This is a genomic window from Flavimobilis soli (assembly GCF_002564025.1).
Lineage (GTDB): Bacteria > Actinomycetota > Actinomycetes > Actinomycetales > Cellulomonadaceae > Flavimobilis > Flavimobilis soli.
This window is the reverse complement of the sequence record NZ_PDJH01000001.1, coordinates 578895-596900: the sequence shown is the minus strand read 5'-3', so window position 1 is coordinate 596900 and position 18006 is coordinate 578895. Positions and strand designations below refer to the sequence as shown.

The window sequence follows — 18006 nt, the reverse complement described above, 5'->3', positions numbered from 1 at the left end:
CCGGTTCCGGAAGGCACGGATGTCCACGCCAGAAACGCCCCTGTCCCCGCTCGACGCCGCTGGCATCGACGCGGCGCTGACGGAGGCTCTCGCCGCCGTCGCGTCGGCTGCTGACCTCGAGGCGCTCAAGGAGGTGCGGATCGCCCACGCCGGGGACCGCAGCCCCCTCGCGCTCGCCAACCGTGAGATCGGCCAGCTCGAGCCCGCCGAGAAGGCGACCGCCGGCAAGCTTCTCGGCCCGGCTCGCGGCCGCCTCGCCAAGGCGCTCGCAACCCGCCAGGAGGAGCTCGAGGCCGAGCGCGCGGCGCAGGTCCTCGTCACCGAGGCTGTCGACGTCACGCTCCCGACGGACCGCGTCGCTGCAGGTGCTCGTCACCCGCTCGAGCTGATCTCGGAGCAGGTCGCGGACTTCTTCGTCGCGATGGGCTGGGAGATCGCCGAGGGCCCCGAGGTCGAGGCCGAGTGGTTCAACTTCGACGCGCTCAACTTCGGGCCGGACCACCCCGCGCGCCAGATGCAGGACACGTTCTTCGTCGCGGGCCCCGAGGCTGACGGCGCGGGCTCGGGCCTCGTCATGCGCACGCACACGTCGCCCGTGCAGGCGCGCACCATGCTCTCGCGCGACGTCCCGATCTACATCGCGTGCCCGGGCAAGGTGTTCCGCACGGACGAGCTCGACGCGACGCACACCCCCGTCTTCCACCAGGTCGAGGGCCTCGCCGTCGACAAGGGCCTGACGATGGCGCACCTCAAGGGCACGCTCGACCAGTTCGCCCGCGCGATGTTCGGCCCCGAGGCGCGCACGCGCCTGCGCCCGAGCTTCTTCCCGTTCACCGAGCCGTCTGCGGAGATGGACCTGTGGTTCCCCCAGAAGAAGGGCGGCGCGGGCTGGATCGAGTGGGGCGGCTGCGGCATGGTCAACCCCAACGTCCTGCGCGCTGCGGGCATCGACCCGGAGGAGTACACGGGCTTCGCGTTCGGCATGGGCCTCGAGCGCACCCTGATGCTCCGTCACGGGATCACTGACATGCACGACATCATCGAGGGCGACGTCCGCTTCTCGACGCAGTTCGGAATGGGGTTCTGATGCCGAACATCGCACTCGACTGGCTGGCTGAGCACGTCGAGCTCCCGGCGGGCCTGACCGCCGAGCAGCTCGCTGCCGACCTCGTCCGCGTCGGTCTCGAGGAGGAGGCCGTGCACGGCCCCGCCGTCACGGGACCGCTCGTCGTCGGGACCGTCGTCTCCCTCGTCAAGGAGGAGCAGAAGAACGGCAAGACGATCAACTGGTGCCAGGTCGACGTCGGCGAGCACAACGTGCTCGACGACGACGGCCAGCCGACCGTCCCGCGCGGGATCGTCTGCGGCGCGCACAACTTCGCCGCGGGCGACCGCGTCGTCGCCGCGCTTCCCGGCGCGGTCCTGCCTGGGCCGTTCCCGATCGCGTCGCGCAAGACGTACGGGCACGTGTCCGACGGCATGATCTGCTCGCAGCGCGAGCTCGGCCTCGGCGACGACCACGACGGCATCATCGTGCTCGACCGGCTCGGGTTCACGGGGCAGCCCAACGGGACGGACGCGGTCGAGCTGCTCGGCCTGGGGGAGTCCGTGCTCGAGATCAACGTGACGCCCGACCGCGGTTACTGCTTCTCGATGCGCGGCGTCGCCCGTGAGTACTCGCACTCGACGGGAGCGGCGTTCACCGACCCCGGCCTGCGCGAGACGCCCGCCGCGACGACCGACGGTTTCGCCGTCGAGGTCGACGACGTGGCTCCTGTCCACGGGGTCGTCGGCTGCGACCGCTTCGTGACGCGCATCGTGCGGGGGATCGACCCGAGCGCGCCCACGCCCGAGTGGATGAAGAAGCGCCTCACGCAGGCGGGCATGCGGCCGATCTCGCTCGCGGTCGACGTGACGAACTACGTCATGCTCGACCTCGGTCAGCCCCTGCACGCGTACGACCTCGCGAAGGTCTCCGCGCCGATCGTCGTGCGCCGCGCGGCGGCTGGGGAGCGCTTCACGACGCTCGACGACGTCGAGCGCACGCTCGACCCGGGCGACCTCCTCATCACCGACTCGCCCGACGGCGCTCGGGGCTCGCGCGTCCAGGGGCTCGCGGGCGTCATGGGCGGGCAGGTGTCCGAGGTGTCCGAGACGACGACCGACGTCCTCGTCGAGGCCGCGCACTTCGATCCCGTGACGATCGCGCGCTCGTCGCGCCGGCACAAGATCCCGTCGGAGGCTGCGAAGCGGTTCGAGCGCGGCGTCGACCCGCGTCTGCCGGGCGTGGCCGCGCAGCGCGTCGTCGACCTGCTCGTCGAGCACGGCGGCGGCACCGCCGACCCTGCCGTCTCGGACCTCGACGCGGTCCCGGCGACGCCCGCGATCACGTTCCCGTGGTCCGAGCCGCTGCGCCTGACCGGGGTGGACCACGGTCGTGAGCGCATCGCCGAGATCCTCACGATGATCGGCTGCGAGCTGGCTGACGGCGACGGCGAGGCCGTCCAGGTGACGCCTCCGTCGTGGCGACCCGACATCGAGGCCCCCGAGCACCTCGTCGAGGAGGTCGCGCGCATCGACGGGTACGACAACATCCCGTCGATCGTCCCCGCAGCCCCCGCCGGTACCGGCCTCACGGCCGCGCAGCGCTCGCGCCGCTCGGTCGCGCGCGCCCTCGCGGAGGCCGGCTTCGTCGAGACGTTGTCGTACCCGTTCGTGGGGACGGCGCAGCACGACGAGCTCGGCCTCGACGCCGAGGACGCGCGGCGCCAGGCCGTGCGACTCGCGAACCCGCTCTCGGACGAGGCTCCCGAGCTGCGCACGAACCTGCTGACGACCCTCCTGGGCACCGCGCGAAGGAACGTCGGCCGCGGCATGACGGACCTCGCGATCTACGAGATCGGGCTCGTCACGCAGCCCCGCCCAGGCGCGCCCGTCGCGCCGCAGCTCCCGGGCGGCCGCCGTCCGACGGCCGACGAGCTCGAGGCTCTCGCGGCCGCCGTCCCGGACCAGCCGCGCCACGCGGCGGGCTTCCTCGCTGGTGCGCGCGAGCGCGCGGGCTGGTGGGGGCCTGGCCGTCCCGCCGGCTGGGAGGACGCGGTCGAGGCTGTGCGCCTCGTCGCCCGCACGGTCGGCGTCGAGCTCACGACGGCGAACGACACGTCCCGCATGCCGTGGCACCCGGGCCGTTGTGCGCGTCTCGAGCTGCCGTCGGGCAAGGTCGTCGGCTGGGCCGGCGAGCTGCACCCGCAGGTCCTCGAGCGCCTCGACCTGCCGCGCCGGTCTGCCGCGTTCGAGGTGGACCTCGACGCGATCGTGGCCGCCGCCCCGACCGACCCCGTCCAGGCCGTGCCGGTGTCGACGTTCCCGCTCGCGAAGGAGGACTTCGCCTTCGTCGTCGACCAGGACGTGGCCGCTGGCGCGGTGCGCGCCGTCGTCGTGAAGGCGGTCGGCGACCTCGCGGAGGAGGTGCGCGTCTTCGACGTGTTCACTGGCCCGCAGGTCGGCGAGGGCAAGAAGTCGGTCGCGGTCGCGGTGCGCCTGCGTGGTGCGGACCGCACGCTGACGGCGGAGCAGACGGCTGAGATCCGCGGCCGCGTCATCAAGCTTGCGGGCAAGAAGCTCGGCGCCCAGCTGCGCTGACCTCTCGCGCCGACGGCCCGATCCTGCTCCGGCGGGGTCGGGCCGCTGTCGTTCCCGCGCCCGCGCGCGGGTGCCCGGTCACAGCTCGGCGACGACGATCTTCTTCATCTGCATGAGCCGCTCGTACGACCCCGGGTGCGCCATGAGCTCGCCCATGTTCTCGGGGACCACCTGCCACGAGACGCCGAACCGGTCCTTGCACCACCCGCACTGCTCGGCCTCGGGGACGGCGGACAGCGCCGCCCAGAGCCGGTCGATCTCGGCCTGGTCCGCGGCGGTGACGGCGAGCGACACGCCTTCGCCGAACGTGTGGTCCACCTCGGCGGCCGCGTCCATCATGGCGACCCACGTGCCGGCGAGCACGAGGTCGCTGAACATGACGGACCCGGCGACGGCGGGCCCAAGGGCCTCGGGATAGAGGACGGTGGCACCCTCGTGGGAGCCGGGCAGGACCTCCCGGTAGTAGGCGCTGGCCTCGGCGGCGCGGTTCTGTGCGGGGCCGCCGAAGAGGAAGGTCGGCAGGACGAACGGGCGCGGGTCGCCGTCGGGGTTCGTGAGGATCAGCTGCCAGGACACGCCGAAGCGGTCCTCGACCCAGCCGTACCGCGGGCTGTGCGGGTACTGGCCGAGCTCCATGAGGACGCGGCCACCCTCGGCCAGGCGCGCCCAGAGCTCGTCGAGGTGCTCGCGCGCCTCGGGGTCCCGGGACGGGTCGAAGTTGACCATGAAGGAGATCGATGGGTTCGGGCGGAAGGTCGCGTCGGCGTTGATGAGCGTGAGGGGCAGGCCCCCGACGACGAGGTCGATCGTCAGGACCTTGCCTGCCATGTCCTTCTGGAAGTCGGGCAGTCCTTCGCTGGGGTAGCGGACGGTCTGCACGACATGGCTGTCCGGGAAGAAGGCCGTGTAGGCGGCGGCAGCCTCCTCGGCGTCGCCGGCGTACCAGATGTTCGGCGTGATCGTGGTCGTCATGCTCCGAGCATGCGCTCGGCGTCGTGAGGGGCCCACGGTGACACCTCCCAGAGCGGACGACGGTGCCCGTCGGTCCCGGCGGGTGTCCCTCGCGCGCCTGGCGTCACCCGTCGTGCGCTCGCGACGGCGCCGAGCCGACCGGGAAGCGCCCGTGGTTGACCGCGAGCTTGCGGCGGGCGGCGTCGAGCAGGTCGATCCCCGTGACGTCGGCCAGGCGCGCGAGGTAGATGAGCACGTCGGCCATCTCCATCGCGACGCGCTCGCGCAGCTCACGGTCGGTGCGCACGGCGTCGACGCTCTCGTCGGAGCCGAGCCACTGGAGCTCGGCCGCGAGCTCGCCCGCCTCCCCGGTGAGCGCCATGGCGAGGTTCTTCGGCGTCTGCACCGGCGTCCAGCCGCGCTCCTCCGAGAAGTCCCGGACGGCCGCGACGAGGTCGTCGAAGCCGCCCGCCTCGACGCTCACAGCGCCTCCCCGCCGACCTCGAGCACGAGCTTGCCCGTCGTCTCGCGCGCCTCGAGCGCCCGGTGCGCCTCACCCGCGTCGGCGAGTGCGTACGTCCCGCCGACGCGGACCTTGAGGGCCCCGAGCCGGACGGCGTGGAACAGCTCGTCGGCCCGACGCAGCAGCTCGGGTCGTGTCGCGACGTGGTCGCCGAGCGTGGGCCTGGTGACGAACAGCGAGCCGCCCGAGTTGAGCCGTTGCAGGTCGAACGGGGGCACCTGGCCGGAGGCTCCGCCGAACAGCACGAGGATGCCGCGCGGCCGCAGGGAGGCGAGCGACGCGTCGAACGTCGTGCGGCCGACGCCGTCGTACACCGCGTGGACGCCTTCCGGGGCGACGGCGCGGACGGCTTCGGGAAGCTGCGCCGTGAGGTCGTCGAGCTGGTCGTAGCGGACGACGGCGGTCGCGCCCGCCTCGCGCGAGAGCTCGGCCTTCGCCTCCGTCGAGACGGTCGTGATGACGCGCGCGCCGCGCGCGACGGCGAGCTGCGTCAGGAGGAGGCCGACCCCACCCGCGCCTGCGTGCACGAGCACGTCCTCGCCGGGGCCGACGGGGTGGCTGGAGTCGACGAGGTAGTGCGCGGTGAGCCCTTGGAGCATGAGTGCGGCCGCGGTCGCGAGGTCGACGCCGTCGGGCACGGGGACCGTGCGGTCTGCTGCGACGACGACCTGCTCGGCGTACGAGCCGGGGCCGTCGACCCAGGCGACGCGGTCGCCGACCGCGACGTCCGTGACTCCAGGTCCGACGGCGCTGACGACGCCCGCACCCTCGCTTCCGGGCACGTGCGGGAAGTGCGCCGGGTAGACGCCCGAGCGGCGGTACGTGTCGATGAAGTTCACGCCCGCGAACGCGACGTCGACGACGACCTCGCCCGCACCTGGGTCCGGCGCGGGACGCTCAACCAGCGTGAGGACCTCGGGACCACCTGCGCGTACGGCTTCGATCGCTCTCATCACCCCAGCCAACCACCCGTCGGGCGTCCGGGTCGACGCGGCGGTCCCGGATCGCGAGACGACGGTCGCGGCGTGCGAGCACGGCCGATACGTTGACGGGGAAACGCCGGGGAGCTTGGTGCACCAAGCTGAGAGGGCGGATGGGAGACCACCCGAGCCGCCGACCCGCGAACCTGAACTGGGTAATGCCAGCGGAGGGATGCGTCGGTGCCGTCGGCACCTTGTCTGCTCGAACCGTCCCGCTGCTCGCGTCCTCGCCGACGCGTGCTGCGGCGCGCCTCGTCGGCGCGCGACGGTCGTGCGCGCGCCCGTCGCGGCGGCGCCCTCGAGCTCGAGGAGCGAAGAAGTGCTCGCACACATCCAGGTCTCGCCCCGCCCCGCCGGGACGGCCGACCAGCCCTACGCCCACATCGACCCCGCCATCGCCGTCATCCAGGACTCGGGTCTCGTCCACGAGGTCGGTGCGATGGGCACGACCGTGCAGGGGAGCCCCGACGAGGTCTGGGCGCTGCTGCGACGCGTCCACGAGGCAACGCTCGCGGCAGGCGCCCGCGGCGTGACGAGCCACATCAAGGTCGGGCAGGGCGCCGACGACGACGGCCCGACGATCGAGGACCTCGTCGCGAAGTTCCGGGCGTGAGCAGCGTCGCCCCGCGCCCGGGTGCGGACCTGCTGGCGCGTGCGTGGCCGCCGGCGGTGCTCGCGACCGGCCTGGTCGTCGTGTGGGAGGTGGCCGTCCGCGTCGGGGACGTCCCGGCGTTCATCCTCCCCGCGCCGAGCCAGGTCGTGTCCGCAGCCGTCGGGCTCGCCCCGCTGCTCGAAGACCACGTCACGACGACGATGACGGAGGCACTCCTCGGTCTCGTGCTCGGAGTCCTCGCAGGCAGCGCGCTCGCGCTCGCGGCCGCGGCCTCGCCCTGGCTCGACCGGGCGCTGCTGCCGCTGCTCACGCTCACGCAGACCGTGCCGACGGTCGTGCTCGCGCCGCTCATGGTGCTGTGGGGTGGTGTCGGGCTCGCGCCCAAGGTCGTGCTCGTCGCGCTCACCGTGTTCTTCCCCGTGCTCGTCGCGGCGGCAGGCGCGATGCGCGACGCTGAGGGGGAGCTTGGCGACGTCCTGCGCGGTCTGGGCGGCACGCGCCGCCAGGTGCTGCTGCTCGTGCGAGCGCCGGCCGCGCTGCCCGGGGCCCTGTCGGGGCTGCGGCTCGCCGCCACGTACGCCGTCGGCGCCGCCGTCGTCTCGGAGTATCTCGCTGGGACGAGCGGCCTCGGCGTCCTCATCCAGCGCGCCCGCAAGGGGTACGACGTCGACCGCATCTTCGTCGCGGTCGCCCTCGTCGCGCTGCTCACCGCGCTGCTGTTCGTGATCGTCGACGCGGCGTCGCGCGCCGCCCTGCCGTGGCAGCGGCGCGAACCCGGAACCCACCTGCTCGCAAGGAGACCAGCATGAGAGCTCGTACCGCTGCCGCGTTCACCGCGGCGCTCATCGCCCTGTCCGCCGGCTGCGCGGCGCCGCCGCAGAGCGGCGCGGTCGAGGGCGACCTGACGCCTGTGACCGTCGTCCTGGACTGGACGCCCAACACGAACCACCTCGGCCTGTACGTCGCGCAGGACCGCGGCTACTTCGCGGAGGCGGGGCTCGACGTGACGATCGTCGAGCCGGGGGAGGCGTCGGGGTTGAGCCTCGTCGCGGCGGGCCAGGCGGACGTCGCGTACTCCGTCGCCGAGGCGCTCGTCCCGGCCCGGGCCAAGGGGGCCGACGTCGTGTCGGTCGCTGCGGTCCTGCGCCGCAACACGTCGAGCCTCATCGGCCTGAGCAGCGCGGGTATCGGGCGTCCGCGCGACCTGGCGGGGCGCACGTACGGCAGCTACGGCAGCGCGCTCGAGGAGGCGCTCGTGCGTCGTCTCGTGGCGTGCGACGGCGGCGACCCGGACGCGGTCGAGCTCGCCCCGCTCGTGAGCGACGACTTCCGGGTCGGGCTGACGCAGGGCCAGTTCGACGTGGCATGGGTCTTCGAGGGCTGGGACACGATCAGGCTGCGCGACGTCGACGGTCTCGACGTCGCGTCCATCCCGTTCGCGGACCACACGGACTGCATCCCCGACTGGTACACGCCGCTGCTCGCGACGTCCGAGACGGTGCTGGCCGAGCGGCCGGGCGTCGTCGAGAAGCTCGTGGCGGCGGTCGGACGCGGCTACGAGGACGCGGTAGCCGACCCGCAGGCGGCCGCCGACACGCTCCTGGAGGCTGTCCCGGAGCTCGACCGCGAGCTCGTGTCGCTCAGCGCGGCGTACCTCGCAGCGGAGATCACGGCGCCAGGCAAGCCCTGGGGCTGGCAGGACCCGGAGGTGTGGCGGGAGTTCCTCGCATTCCTCGAGGAGGAGGGGCTCGTCGAGCCGGGCCTGACGGCGGAGGAGCTGTGGACCGATGACCTCCTCGGCTGACGTCCGGCCCGACCTCGGGACCGCGGAGGGGCGGGGGAGCGTCGAGGTCCGCGGGCTGAGCGTGTCGCTCGGCGGTCGCGCCGTACTCGCGGACGTGTCGTTCCGGGTCGCGCGTGGCGGGCTCACGGCGGTCGTGGGCCCGTCCGGGTGCGGCAAGTCGACGCTGCTGCGCATCCTCGCGGGTCTCGCGGTCGCGGGGACGGTGGTCGACGGCGGCGCCGTCCGGCTCCCGCACGGCGACGACGGGCGGCCCGACGTCGCGTGGATGCCGCAGGGCGACTCGTTGCTGCCGTGGCGGCGCACCCTGGGGAACGTCGCGCTCGGCGCTCAGGTGAGCGGGACGTCGCGCCGGGAAGCGACCGACGCGGCGCGCGGCCTGCTCGACCGTTTCGGCCTCGCGGGCTTCGAGCGGTCGTGGCCGCACGAGCTGTCGGGCGGGATGCGTCAGCGTGCGGCGCTCGCACGTACGGTCCTCGCCGGGCGGCAGGTGCTGCTGCTCGACGAGCCGTTCGGCGCGCTCGACCCGATCACCCGCCGCGACATGAACGGGTGGCTTGCCGCACACCGGGAGGAGGGGGTCCTCGGGGACGGCGCGGCGGTCGTGCTCGTGACGCACGACGTCGACGAGGCGGTCGCGCTCGCGGACCACGTCGTCGTGCTGTCGCCCCGGCCAGGGCGGGTCGTCGCGCTGGTCGATGTCGCGGCGCTGGGCCACGACGCGTCACGTCGCGTCGTGCTCGCGTCCCTCGGGTGACGGGGGCGCTGAGGGAGGATAGGGGGACACACCCCGGGGATGGGTGAAGAGTTATGCAATAGCGTGTATGTTTATACGCATGACCTTCACAGCAGCGGTCGCCGGAGCCAGCGGGTACGCCGGTGGCGAGATCCTCAGGCTCCTCGCCGCGCACCCGGACGTCGAGATCGGTGCTGTCACCGCGCACTCCAACGCGGGCCAGACGCTCGGCCAGCACCAGCCCCACCTGCGCTCGCTCGCCGACCGCGTGCTCGAACCCACGACCGCCGAGGCCCTCGCGGGCCACGACGTCGTCGTCCTCGCGCTGCCCCACGGCGCGTCCGGCGAGATCGCCGCACGGCTTCCCGACGACGTCCTCGTCCTCGACCTCGGCGCCGACCACCGCCTCGCGAGCGCCGCCGACTGGGAGACGTACTACGGCTCTGCGCACGCGGGCACCTGGCCGTACGGCATGCCCGAGCTCATCACCGGCCCCGGCACGCGCCAGCGCGAGAGCATCGCCGGCGCACGCCGCGTCGCCGTCCCCGGCTGCAACGTCACCGCCGTCACCCTCGGGCTCCAGCCCGGCGTCGCCGCTGGCCTCGTCTCGCCGGCAGACGTCGTCGCCGTCCTCGCGAACGGCTACTCCGGCGCGGGCAAGAGCCTCAAGAGCCACCTGCTCGCCTCCGAGGCGCTCGGCTCCGCCCAGCCGTACGCCGTCGGCGGCACCCACCGGCACATCCCGGAGATCGCGCAGAACCTGCGCACCGCGGGCGCGCCCGACGTGACCATCTCGTTCACGCCCACGCTCGTCCCCATGTCGCGTGGCATCCTCGCGACCGCGACCGCACGCCTCGTCGACCCGGCGACGCCGGACGACGCGATCCGCGCCGCGTGGCAGGACGCCTACGCGGACGAGCCGTTCGTCCACCTGCTCCCCGAGGGCACCTGGCCGACGACCGCGATGACGCTCGGCGCCAACACCGCCCTCGTCCAGGTCGCCGTCGACCGCCGCGCCGGTCGCGTCGTCACCGTCACGGCGATCGACAACCTCGTCAAGGGCACGGCGGGCGCCGCCGTGCAGTCCATGAACATCGCCCTCGGCCTCCCCGAGACCACGGGCCTGAGCGTCGAAGGAGTCGCGCCGTGAGCGTCACCGCAGCACAGGGGTTCCGGGCCGCAGGCGTCGCAGCCGGGCTCAAGTCCACCGGGAAGCCCGACGTCGCGCTCGTCGTCAACGACGGTCCCGAGCACGTCGCCGCCGGCGTCTTCACGTCGAACCGTGTCGTCGCCGCACCCGTCGTCTGGTCGCGCCAGGCGCTCTCCGACGGCGTCGCGCACGCCGTCGTCCTCAACTCGGGCGGCGCCAACGCGTGCACCGGCCCCGAGGGCTTCCTCGACACGCACGTCACGGCCGAGCGCACCGCGGACGTCCTCGGCGTCTCGGCGGGCGACGTCGTCGTGTGCTCGACCGGGCTCATCGGCGTGCGGCTCCCCATGGACAAGCTCGTCCCGGGCGTCGAGGCCGCCGCGGCCTCGCTCGACCCGCAGGGTGGCGACGCCGCGGCGCACGCGATCATGACGACCGACACGGTGCCGAAGACCGCCGTCGCCGCGGGCGACGGCTGGGTCGTCGGCGGTATGGCGAAGGGCGCGGGCATGCTCGCCCCGGGCCTCGCGACGATGCTGTGCGTCCTGACGACCGACGCCGTCGTGACGGCCGAGGACGCCGACGCCGCGCTGCGCGCCGCGACCGCCCGGACCTTCGACCGCGTCGACTCGGACGGCTGCATGTCGACGAACGACTCGGTCGTCCTGCTCTCCTCGGGCGCCTCGGGCGTGCGCGTCGACGCGGACGCGCTCACCACGGTCCTGACGGAGGTGTGCGCGTCGCTCGCTCGCCAGCTCGTCGCGGACGCCGAGGGCGCGAGCCACGACATCGCCGTGCACGTCCGGAACGCGTCCGACGAGACGGCGGCCGTCGCCGTCGCGCGCGCGGTCACGCGCTCCAACCTCTTCAAGGCAGCCATCTTCGGCAACGACCCGAACTGGGGCCGCGTCCTGTCGGCCGTCGGCACCGTCCCGCCCGAGGTCGCCCCGTACGACGCGCTCACGCTCGACGTGAGCATCAACGGCGTCCAGGTCTGCCGTGCCGGCGGCGTGGGCGAGGACCGCGACCTCGTCGACCTCGCGTCGCAGCGCGAGGTCCTCGTCGAGATCGACCTCCACGCGGGCGACGCCGAGGCGACCGTCTGGACCAACGACCTCACGCACGACTACGTCCACGAGAACAGCGCCTACTCCTCCTGAGGAGCGAGGCCGCCCACGACACGAGAGACGGGGACCATGACCACCGCACCGATCGACCTCACGCCGCACCAGCGCGCCGAGGTGCTCGTCGAGGCGCTCCCGTGGCTGCGCGACCTCGAGGGCGCGCTCGTCGTCGTCAAGTACGGCGGCAACGCCATGGTCGACGACGAGCTCAAGGCTGCCTTCGCGCAGGACATGGTCTTCCTGCGGCAGGTCGGCCTGCGCCCCGTCGTCGTGCACGGCGGCGGCCCGCAGATCTCGTCGATGCTCGCCCGGCTCGGCATCGAGTCGGAGTTCCGTGGTGGGCTGCGCGTCACGACGCCCGAGGCGATGGACGTCGTGCGGATGGTCCTCACCGGTCAGGTCTCGCGCGAGCTCGTGGGCCTCATCAACGCGCACGGTCCCGTCGCGATCGGCCTCTCGGGAGAGGACGGTGGCCTGTTCCAGGCGCGGCGTCGCACGGCGACGGTCGACGGCGAGGCCGTCGACGTCGGCATGGTCGGCGACGTGGTCTCGGTCGACCCGTCCGCCGTCCAGGACCTTCTCGACGCGGGCCGGATCCCTGTCGTGTCGACGGTCGCTCCCGACCTCGACGACGCGACGCAGGTCCTCAACGTCAACGCGGACACGGCCGCTGCCGCGCTCGCGATCGCGCTCGGCGCGCGCAAGCTCATCGTGCTGACGGACGTCGAGGGGCTGTACACGTCGTGGCCCGACAGGTCGTCGCTCGTCTCGACGATCTCCGAGACCGAGCTCGAGGCGCTCCTGCCGTCCCTCGAGTCGGGCATGGTCCCGAAGATGGAGGCGTGCCTGCGCGCCGTGCAGGGCGGCGTCTCCCGCGCGACCGTGATCGACGGTCGCGTCGCGCACTCGGTCCTGCTCGAGGTGTTCACCAACCAGGGCAACGGCACGCTCGTGCACCCGGGCGGCCCGCGCACCGAGGAGGTGACCCGATGAGCGAGATGCTGCCCACGGGGGCCGACGCGCAGCTCGCCCCGACCAGCTCGGCCGCGTGGACCGAGCGTTACCGCGGTGCCGTCATGGACACGTTCGGCCCGCCGCAGCGCGTGCTCGTGCGCGGCGAGGGTCCGTACGTGTGGGATGCGGACGGCAAGCGGTACCTCGACCTGCTCGCCGGTATCGCGGTCAACGCCCTCGGCCACGCGCACCCGACGCTGACGGCGGCGATCAGCGCGCAGCTCGGCACTCTCGGCCACGTCTCGAACTTCTTCGGCACCCCGACGCAGATCGCTCTCGCGGAGCGCCTCCTCGAGCTCGCGGGTGCTCCCGAGGGCTCGCGCGTGTTCTTCGCGAACTCGGGCGCCGAGGCGAACGAGGGCGCGCTCAAGATGACGCGTCGCAACCTGCGCGCCGACGGCACGCCGCGCAGGCGGGTGCTCGCGCTCGAGGGTGCTTTCCACGGTCGGACGATGGGCGCGCTGTCGCTCACGTCGAAGTCGCAGTACCGCGAGCCCTTCGAGCCGCTCCCGGGCGGTGTGGAGTTCCTGCCGTTCGGTGACCTCGCCGCGCTCGAGGCGGCCTTCGCGACGGACGGCGACGACGTCGCGGCGCTCGTCGTCGAGCCGCTGCAGGGGGAGGCGGGCGTTCGTTCCCACCCTGCGGGCTACCTCGCCCGCGCTCGTGAGCTCACGGCCGCGCACGGCGCGCTGCTCGTCCTCGACGAGGTGCAGACCGGCATGGGCCGCACGGGTGGCTGGTTCGCGTTCCAGGACGCCACGATCGGCGACGGCGTCGTGCCGGACGTCGTCACGCTCGCGAAGGGTCTCGGCGGTGGCTTCCCGGTCGGCGCGATCGTCGCGTTCGGCGAGCGCGCGGCGACCCTCGTCGGCCGGGGCCAGCACGGCACGACCTTCGGGGGCAACCCCGTCGCGGCTGCAGCGGCGCTCGCGACGATCGGCGTGATCGAGCGCGACGGCCTGCTCGAGCACGTCCGCGCGGTCGGGGCCTTCTTGCGCGACGAGATCACGGCGTGCGGCAACCCGCTCGTCGCGTCCGTCCGCGGGGCCGGCCTCCTGCTCGCCGTCCAGCTGACCGAGCCGGTCGCCGCACAGGTCGCGGCGAGCGCTCTCGAGGCGGGCTTCATCGTCAACGCCGTGGCGCCGGACGCCCTGCGCCTCGCGCCTCCGCTGATCCTCACCCTGGACCAGGCTCGCGACTTCGTCGCCTTCCTCACCGCCCTTCCCTTCCCGACGACCGAGAAGAGCTGACATGCCCCGCCACTTCCTGCGAGACGACGACCTCAGCCCGGCCGAGCAGCGCGAGGTCCTCGAGCTCGCCCTCGAGTTCCACGCCGACCGCTTCCTGCGGACCCCGCTCAAGGGCCCGAAGGCCGTCGCCGTGATGTTCGACAAGCCGTCGACCCGCACGCGCGTGTCGTTCTCGGTCGGTGTCGCCGAGCTGGGCGGCTACCCGCTCGTCATCGACGCCGCGGGCTCGCAGCTCGGCCGTGGCGAGCCGATCGCGGACACCGCGCGCGTGCTGGACCGCCAGGTCTCGGCGATCGTGTGGCGCACGTTCGGGCAGGAGCGCGTCGAGGAGATGGCCGCGCACTCGTCCGTGCCGGTCGTCAACGCGCTCACGGACGAGTTCCACCCGTGCCAGATCCTCGCGGACCTCGCGACGGTCGCGCAGCACCGCGGTGGTGTCGACGCGCTCGCCGGGCAGGTCCTGACGTACGTCGGCGACGGTGCGAACAACATGGCGCACTCCTACCTCCTGGGTGGCGCGGTCGCCGGCATGCACGTGCGCGTCGGCGCGCCCGAGGGCTTCCTGCCCGACCCGGCGATCGTCGCGGACGCGCAGGCGGTCGCCGCGACGACGGGTGGCTCGGTCACGGTCACGTCGGACGCGGTCGCGGCGGTCGAGGGGGCCGACGTCGTCGCGACCGACACCTGGGTCTCGATGGGCCAGGAGGCCGAGAGCGCGAACCGGGAGCGGCCGTTCCTGCCGTTCGCCGTCGACGCCGCGCTCATGGCGCACGCGAAGTCCGACGCGATCGTCCTGCACTGCCTGCCGGCGTACCGCGGCAAGGAGATCTCCGCCGAGGTTCTCGACGGCCCGCAGTCGGTCGTCTTCGACGAGGCCGAGAACCGCCTGCACGCCCAGAAGGCGCTCCTGACCTGGCTCCTGGAGCAGGCGTGAGCACCCCGACCGGCACGCCCTCGACGAAGGCGGCGCGCCACGCCCGCATCCGCGCGATCCTCACGTCCCACGAGATCCACTCGCAGACGGAGCTCGCCGCGGCCCTCGCCGACGACGGCGTGCAGGTCACGCAGGCCACGCTCTCGCGCGACCTGATCGAGCTGCGCGCGCAGAAGGTCCGCACGTCGCGCGGGGTGTCGGTGTACGCCGTCCCGGGCGAGGGCGGCGACCGGAGCCTGCAGACGACGTCGGACACGGAGTCCCTCGCGGCGCGCCTCGCGCGCCTGTGCGAGGAGCTGCTCGTCTCCGCGGAGGCGTCCGGCAACCTCGTCGTGCTGCGCACCCCGCCGGGTGCCGCGCACTACCTCGCCTCGGCGCTCGACCACTCGGTCCTGCCCGACGTGATCGGCACGATCGCGGGGGACGACACGGTCCTCGTGATCGCACGGGACGGAGACGAGGGCGGCGCAGCCGTCGCCGCCCGACTGCTGCGCCTCGCAGAGGGTGGCTGAGCCACCCGACGCACGTGACCGCGCGAGCGCGGCCCTGAAAGACTACGAACACCCCAACTGTGTGAGAGAGAGAACTGCCATGACTGATCGCGTCGTGCTTGCCTACTCGGGCGGCCTGGACACCTCTGTGGCCATCGGCTGGATCGCGGAGGCGACCGGTTCCGAGGTCGTCGCCGTCGCCGTCGACCTGGGCCAGGGCGGTGAGGACCTCGAGGTCATCCGCCAGCGTGCGCTCGACTGCGGTGCCGTCGAGGCCTACGTCGCGGACGCCCGCGAGGAGTTCGCGGCCGAGTACTGCATGCCCGCCCTGCGGGCCAACGCCCTGTACCTCGACCGCTACCCGCTCGTCTCGGCGCTGTCGCGCCCGACGATCGTCAAGCACCTCGTGCGTGCTGCCCGCCAGTTCGGCGCGACGACGGTCGCGCACGGCTGCACCGGCAAGGGCAACGACCAGGTGCGCTTCGAGGTCGCGACGACGTCGCTCGCGCCCGACCTCAAGACGATCGCGCCCGTCCGCGACCTCGCGCTGACCCGTGAGAAGGCGATCGCGTACGCGGAGGCCAACAACCTCCCGATCGCGACGACGAAGCACAACCCGTTCTCGATCGACCAGAACGTGTGGGGCCGCGCCGTCGAGACCGGTTTCCTCGAGGACATCTGGAACGGCCCGACGAAGGACGTCTACAGCTACACCGACGACCCGACGTTCCCGCCCGTCGCGGACGAGGTCGTCATCACGTTCGAGCAGGGCATCCCGGTCGCGATCGACGGCGTCTCGGTGACCCCGCTCCAGGCGATCCAGGAGATGAACCGCCGCGCAGGCGCCCAGGGCGTCGGCCGCATCGACATCGTCGAGGACCGCCTCGTCGGCATCAAGTCGCGCGAGATCTACGAGGCGCCGGGCGCGATGGCGCTCATCGCCGCGCACCAGGAGCTCGAGAACGTCACGCTCGAGCGTGAGCAGGCGCGCTTCAAGCGCGGCGTCGAGCAGCGCTGGACCGAGCTCGTGTACGACGGCATGTGGTTCAGCCCGCTCAAGCGCTCGCTCGACACGTTCATCGACGACACGCAGCGCTACGTCTCCGGCGACATCCGCATGACGCTGCACGGCGGCCGCGCGACGGTCACGGGCCGCCGCTCCGAGGCGAGCCTGTACGACTTCAACCTCGCGACCTACGACGAGGGTGACTCGTTCGACCAGTCGCAGGCGAAGGGCTTCATCGAGATCTACGGCCTCACCGCCAAGCTCGCTGCCGCGCGCGACGTCAAGTTCGGCAACGGCGTCGACTTCGGCACCGGGAAGCTCTGACGATGACGACGGACGGGCACGAGGAGGGCACGCAGCGCGTGAGCCTGTGGGGCGGTCGCTTCGCGGGCGGTCCGAGCGACGCGCTCGCGGCGCTGAGCAAGTCGACGCACTTCGACTGGCGGCTCGCGGGCCAGGACATCGCGGGCTCCAAGGCGCACGCGCGTGTCCTGCACGGCGCGGGTCTCCTGTCGGACGACGAGCTCGCGGGCATGCTCGACGCGCTCGAGCGGCTGCGCCAGGACGTCGCGTCCGGGGCGTTCGTCGCGGGCGAGGACGACGAGGACGTGCACACGGCGCTCGAGCGCGGGTTGATCGAGCGCGCGGGCGCCGAGCTCGGCGGCAAGCTGCGTGCGGGCCGTTCTCGCAACGACCAGATCGCGACACTCACGCGCATGTACCTGCGTGACGAGGCGCGCGTGATCGCCGGCCTCGTGCTCGACGTCGTCGACGCGCTCGTCGAGCAGGCCGCAGCCCACCCGGGCGCGGCGATGCCGGGGCGCACGCACCTGCAGCACGCACAGCCGGTGCTGCTCGCGCACCACCTGCTGGCGCACGCGTGGCCGCTCATGCGCGACGTCGAGCGCTTCGTCGACTGGGACGCCCGCGCGGCCCGGTCGCCGTACGGCTCGGGTGCGCTCGCCGGCTCGTCGCTCGGGCTCGACCCGGCCGCGGTCGCGGCCGAGCTGGGCTTCGACGGCCCGGTCGAGAACTCGATCGACGGGACGGCCTCGCGTGACGTCATGGCGGAGTTCGCGTTCGTCTCGGCGATGCTCGGCGTCGACCTCTCCCGCATCGCGGAGGAGGTGATCCTGTGGAACACGAAGGAGTTCGGCTTCGTCCGGCTCGACGACGCGTTCTCGACGGGGTCGAGCATCATGCCGCAGAAGAAGAACCCGGACGTCGCGGAGCTCGCGCGCGGGAAGGCCGGTCGCCTGATCGGCGACCTGACCGGGCTTCTCGCGACGCTCAAGGGCCTCCCGCTCGCGTACAACCGCGACCTGCAGGAGGACAAGGAGCCGGTCTTCGACCAGGTCGACACGCTCGAGGTGCTCCTGCCAGCGTTCTCGGGGATGGTCGCGACGATGACCTTCGACACCGAGCGCATGGCGTCGCTCGCGCCGCAGGGCTTCTCGCTCGCGACGGACATCGCCGAGTGGCTCGTCCGTGAGGGCGTGCCGTTCCGGGTGGCGCACGAGGTCGCGGGCGCGTGCGTCCAGGTGTGCGAGCAGCGGGGGATCGAGCTGTGGGATCTCACGGATCAAGACCTCGCCGACGTCTCGGTGCACCTGACGCCGGCCGTGCGTAGCGTCCTGACGGTCGAGGGCTCGCTGGCCTCGCGCGACGCGGTCGGGGGGACTGCGCCTGCGCGGGTGGCCGAGCAGCTCGTCGCCGCGCGCGAGCGTGCGGCCCAGCTGCGGGCGTTCGCCCGAGGCCAGGTCGGTGCCTGAGGCGCCGACGACCAGCGGC

At 73.0% G+C, this 18006-nt stretch carries 17 protein-coding genes and 1 riboswitch; of the genes, 14 read left to right on the top strand and 3 right to left on the bottom strand.

The annotated features are described in order from the left end of the window. Positions 1 to 19: 19 nt before the first annotated feature. Both pheS and pheT read left to right on the top strand, forming a co-directional pair. Positions 20 to 1087: a phenylalanine--tRNA ligase subunit alpha gene (gene pheS / locus ATL41_RS02710; RefSeq protein WP_098457089.1), complete on the top strand. Its 1068-nt coding sequence runs from the start codon at positions 20 to 22 to the stop codon at positions 1085 to 1087. After that, positions 1087 to 3642, top strand: a complete 2556-nt coding sequence (gene pheT / locus ATL41_RS02705) for a phenylalanine--tRNA ligase subunit beta (protein ID WP_098457088.1) — start codon at positions 1087 to 1089, stop codon at positions 3640 to 3642. Before pheS ends, pheT begins: the two co-directional genes overlap by 1 nt. Positions 3643 to 3720: 78 nt before the next feature. On the opposite strand, the gene ATL41_RS02700 is transcribed toward pheT, so the two are convergent. The 3 genes from ATL41_RS02700 to ATL41_RS02690 form a co-directional block, all read right to left on the bottom strand. After that, complete coding sequence (locus tag ATL41_RS02700; protein WP_098457087.1) at positions 3721 to 4614, bottom strand: VOC family protein; 894 nt, start codon at positions 4612 to 4614, stop codon at positions 3721 to 3723. Positions 4615 to 4717: 103 nt separating this feature from the next. After that, a complete protein-coding gene (locus ATL41_RS02695) occupies positions 4718 to 5077 on the bottom strand; it encodes a nucleotide pyrophosphohydrolase (protein ID WP_245854585.1) in 360 nt (119 codons plus the stop codon). Beyond that, positions 5074 to 6069 carry a quinone oxidoreductase family protein gene (locus ATL41_RS02690; protein WP_098457086.1) on the bottom strand — a complete coding sequence of 332 codons (996 nt, stop codon included), beginning with the start codon at positions 6067 to 6069 and terminating at the stop codon, positions 5074 to 5076. Before ATL41_RS02690 ends, ATL41_RS02695 begins: the two co-directional genes overlap by 4 nt. A 98-nt stretch (positions 6070 to 6167) precedes the next feature. Further along, positions 6168 to 6286: riboswitch (TPP riboswitch) on the top strand. A gap of 129 nt (positions 6287 to 6415) precedes the next feature. Here ATL41_RS02690 and ATL41_RS02685 point away from each other — a divergent pair. The 12 genes from ATL41_RS02685 (at position 6416) to argH (ending at position 17987) form a co-directional block, all read left to right on the top strand. After that, complete coding sequence (locus ATL41_RS02685; RefSeq protein ID WP_098457085.1) at positions 6416 to 6709, top strand: thiamine-binding protein; 294 nt, start codon at positions 6416 to 6418, stop codon at positions 6707 to 6709. After that, positions 6706 to 7518 (top strand): ABC transporter permease, encoded by an 813-nt coding sequence (locus ATL41_RS02680; RefSeq protein WP_245854584.1) that lies wholly within the window; start codon positions 6706 to 6708, stop codon positions 7516 to 7518. The genes ATL41_RS02685 and ATL41_RS02680 overlap by 4 nt, the downstream gene beginning before the upstream one ends. Continuing rightward, complete coding sequence (locus tag ATL41_RS02675) at positions 7515 to 8513, top strand: ABC transporter substrate-binding protein (RefSeq protein ID WP_098457084.1); 999 nt, start codon at positions 7515 to 7517, stop codon at positions 8511 to 8513. Before ATL41_RS02680 ends, ATL41_RS02675 begins: the two co-directional genes overlap by 4 nt. After that, positions 8497 to 9267, top strand: a complete 771-nt coding sequence (locus ATL41_RS02670) for an ABC transporter ATP-binding protein (RefSeq protein ID WP_098457083.1) — start codon at positions 8497 to 8499, stop codon at positions 9265 to 9267. The genes ATL41_RS02675 and ATL41_RS02670 overlap by 17 nt, the downstream gene beginning before the upstream one ends. 79 nt (positions 9268 to 9346) lie before the next feature. Further along, positions 9347 to 10396 (top strand): N-acetyl-gamma-glutamyl-phosphate reductase, encoded by a 1050-nt coding sequence (argC, locus tag ATL41_RS02665; protein WP_425432649.1) that lies wholly within the window; start codon positions 9347 to 9349, stop codon positions 10394 to 10396. After that, positions 10393 to 11556: a bifunctional glutamate N-acetyltransferase/amino-acid acetyltransferase ArgJ gene (gene argJ / locus ATL41_RS02660; protein WP_098457081.1), complete on the top strand. Its 1164-nt coding sequence runs from the start codon at positions 10393 to 10395 to the stop codon at positions 11554 to 11556. Before argC ends, argJ begins: the two co-directional genes overlap by 4 nt. A 36-nt stretch (positions 11557 to 11592) precedes the next feature. After that, entirely contained in the window at positions 11593 to 12513 is a 921-nt protein-coding gene (gene argB / locus ATL41_RS02655) for an acetylglutamate kinase (RefSeq protein WP_098457080.1), read from the top strand. Next, entirely contained in the window at positions 12510 to 13784 is a 1275-nt protein-coding gene (locus ATL41_RS02650; RefSeq protein WP_098457079.1) for an acetylornithine transaminase, read from the top strand. Before argB ends, ATL41_RS02650 begins: the two co-directional genes overlap by 4 nt. Before the next feature lies 1 nt (position 13785). Beyond that, positions 13786 to 14718, top strand: coding sequence for an ornithine carbamoyltransferase (gene argF, locus ATL41_RS02645; protein WP_098457078.1), 933 nt, complete (start codon positions 13786 to 13788; stop codon positions 14716 to 14718). Continuing rightward, the gene (locus tag ATL41_RS02640) at positions 14715 to 15230 is read left to right on the top strand and encodes an arginine repressor (protein WP_098457077.1); all 516 of its coding nucleotides are present in this window, start codon (positions 14715 to 14717) and stop codon (positions 15228 to 15230) included. The genes argF and ATL41_RS02640 overlap by 4 nt, the downstream gene beginning before the upstream one ends. A 79-nt stretch (positions 15231 to 15309) precedes the next feature. Beyond that, positions 15310 to 16539: an argininosuccinate synthase gene (locus ATL41_RS02635; protein WP_098457076.1), complete on the top strand. Its 1230-nt coding sequence runs from the start codon at positions 15310 to 15312 to the stop codon at positions 16537 to 16539. Positions 16540 to 16541: 2 nt separating this feature from the next. Beyond that, positions 16542 to 17987: an argininosuccinate lyase gene (gene argH, locus ATL41_RS02630; RefSeq protein ID WP_098457075.1), complete on the top strand. Its 1446-nt coding sequence runs from the start codon at positions 16542 to 16544 to the stop codon at positions 17985 to 17987. Positions 17988 to 18006: the final 19 nt, after the last annotated feature.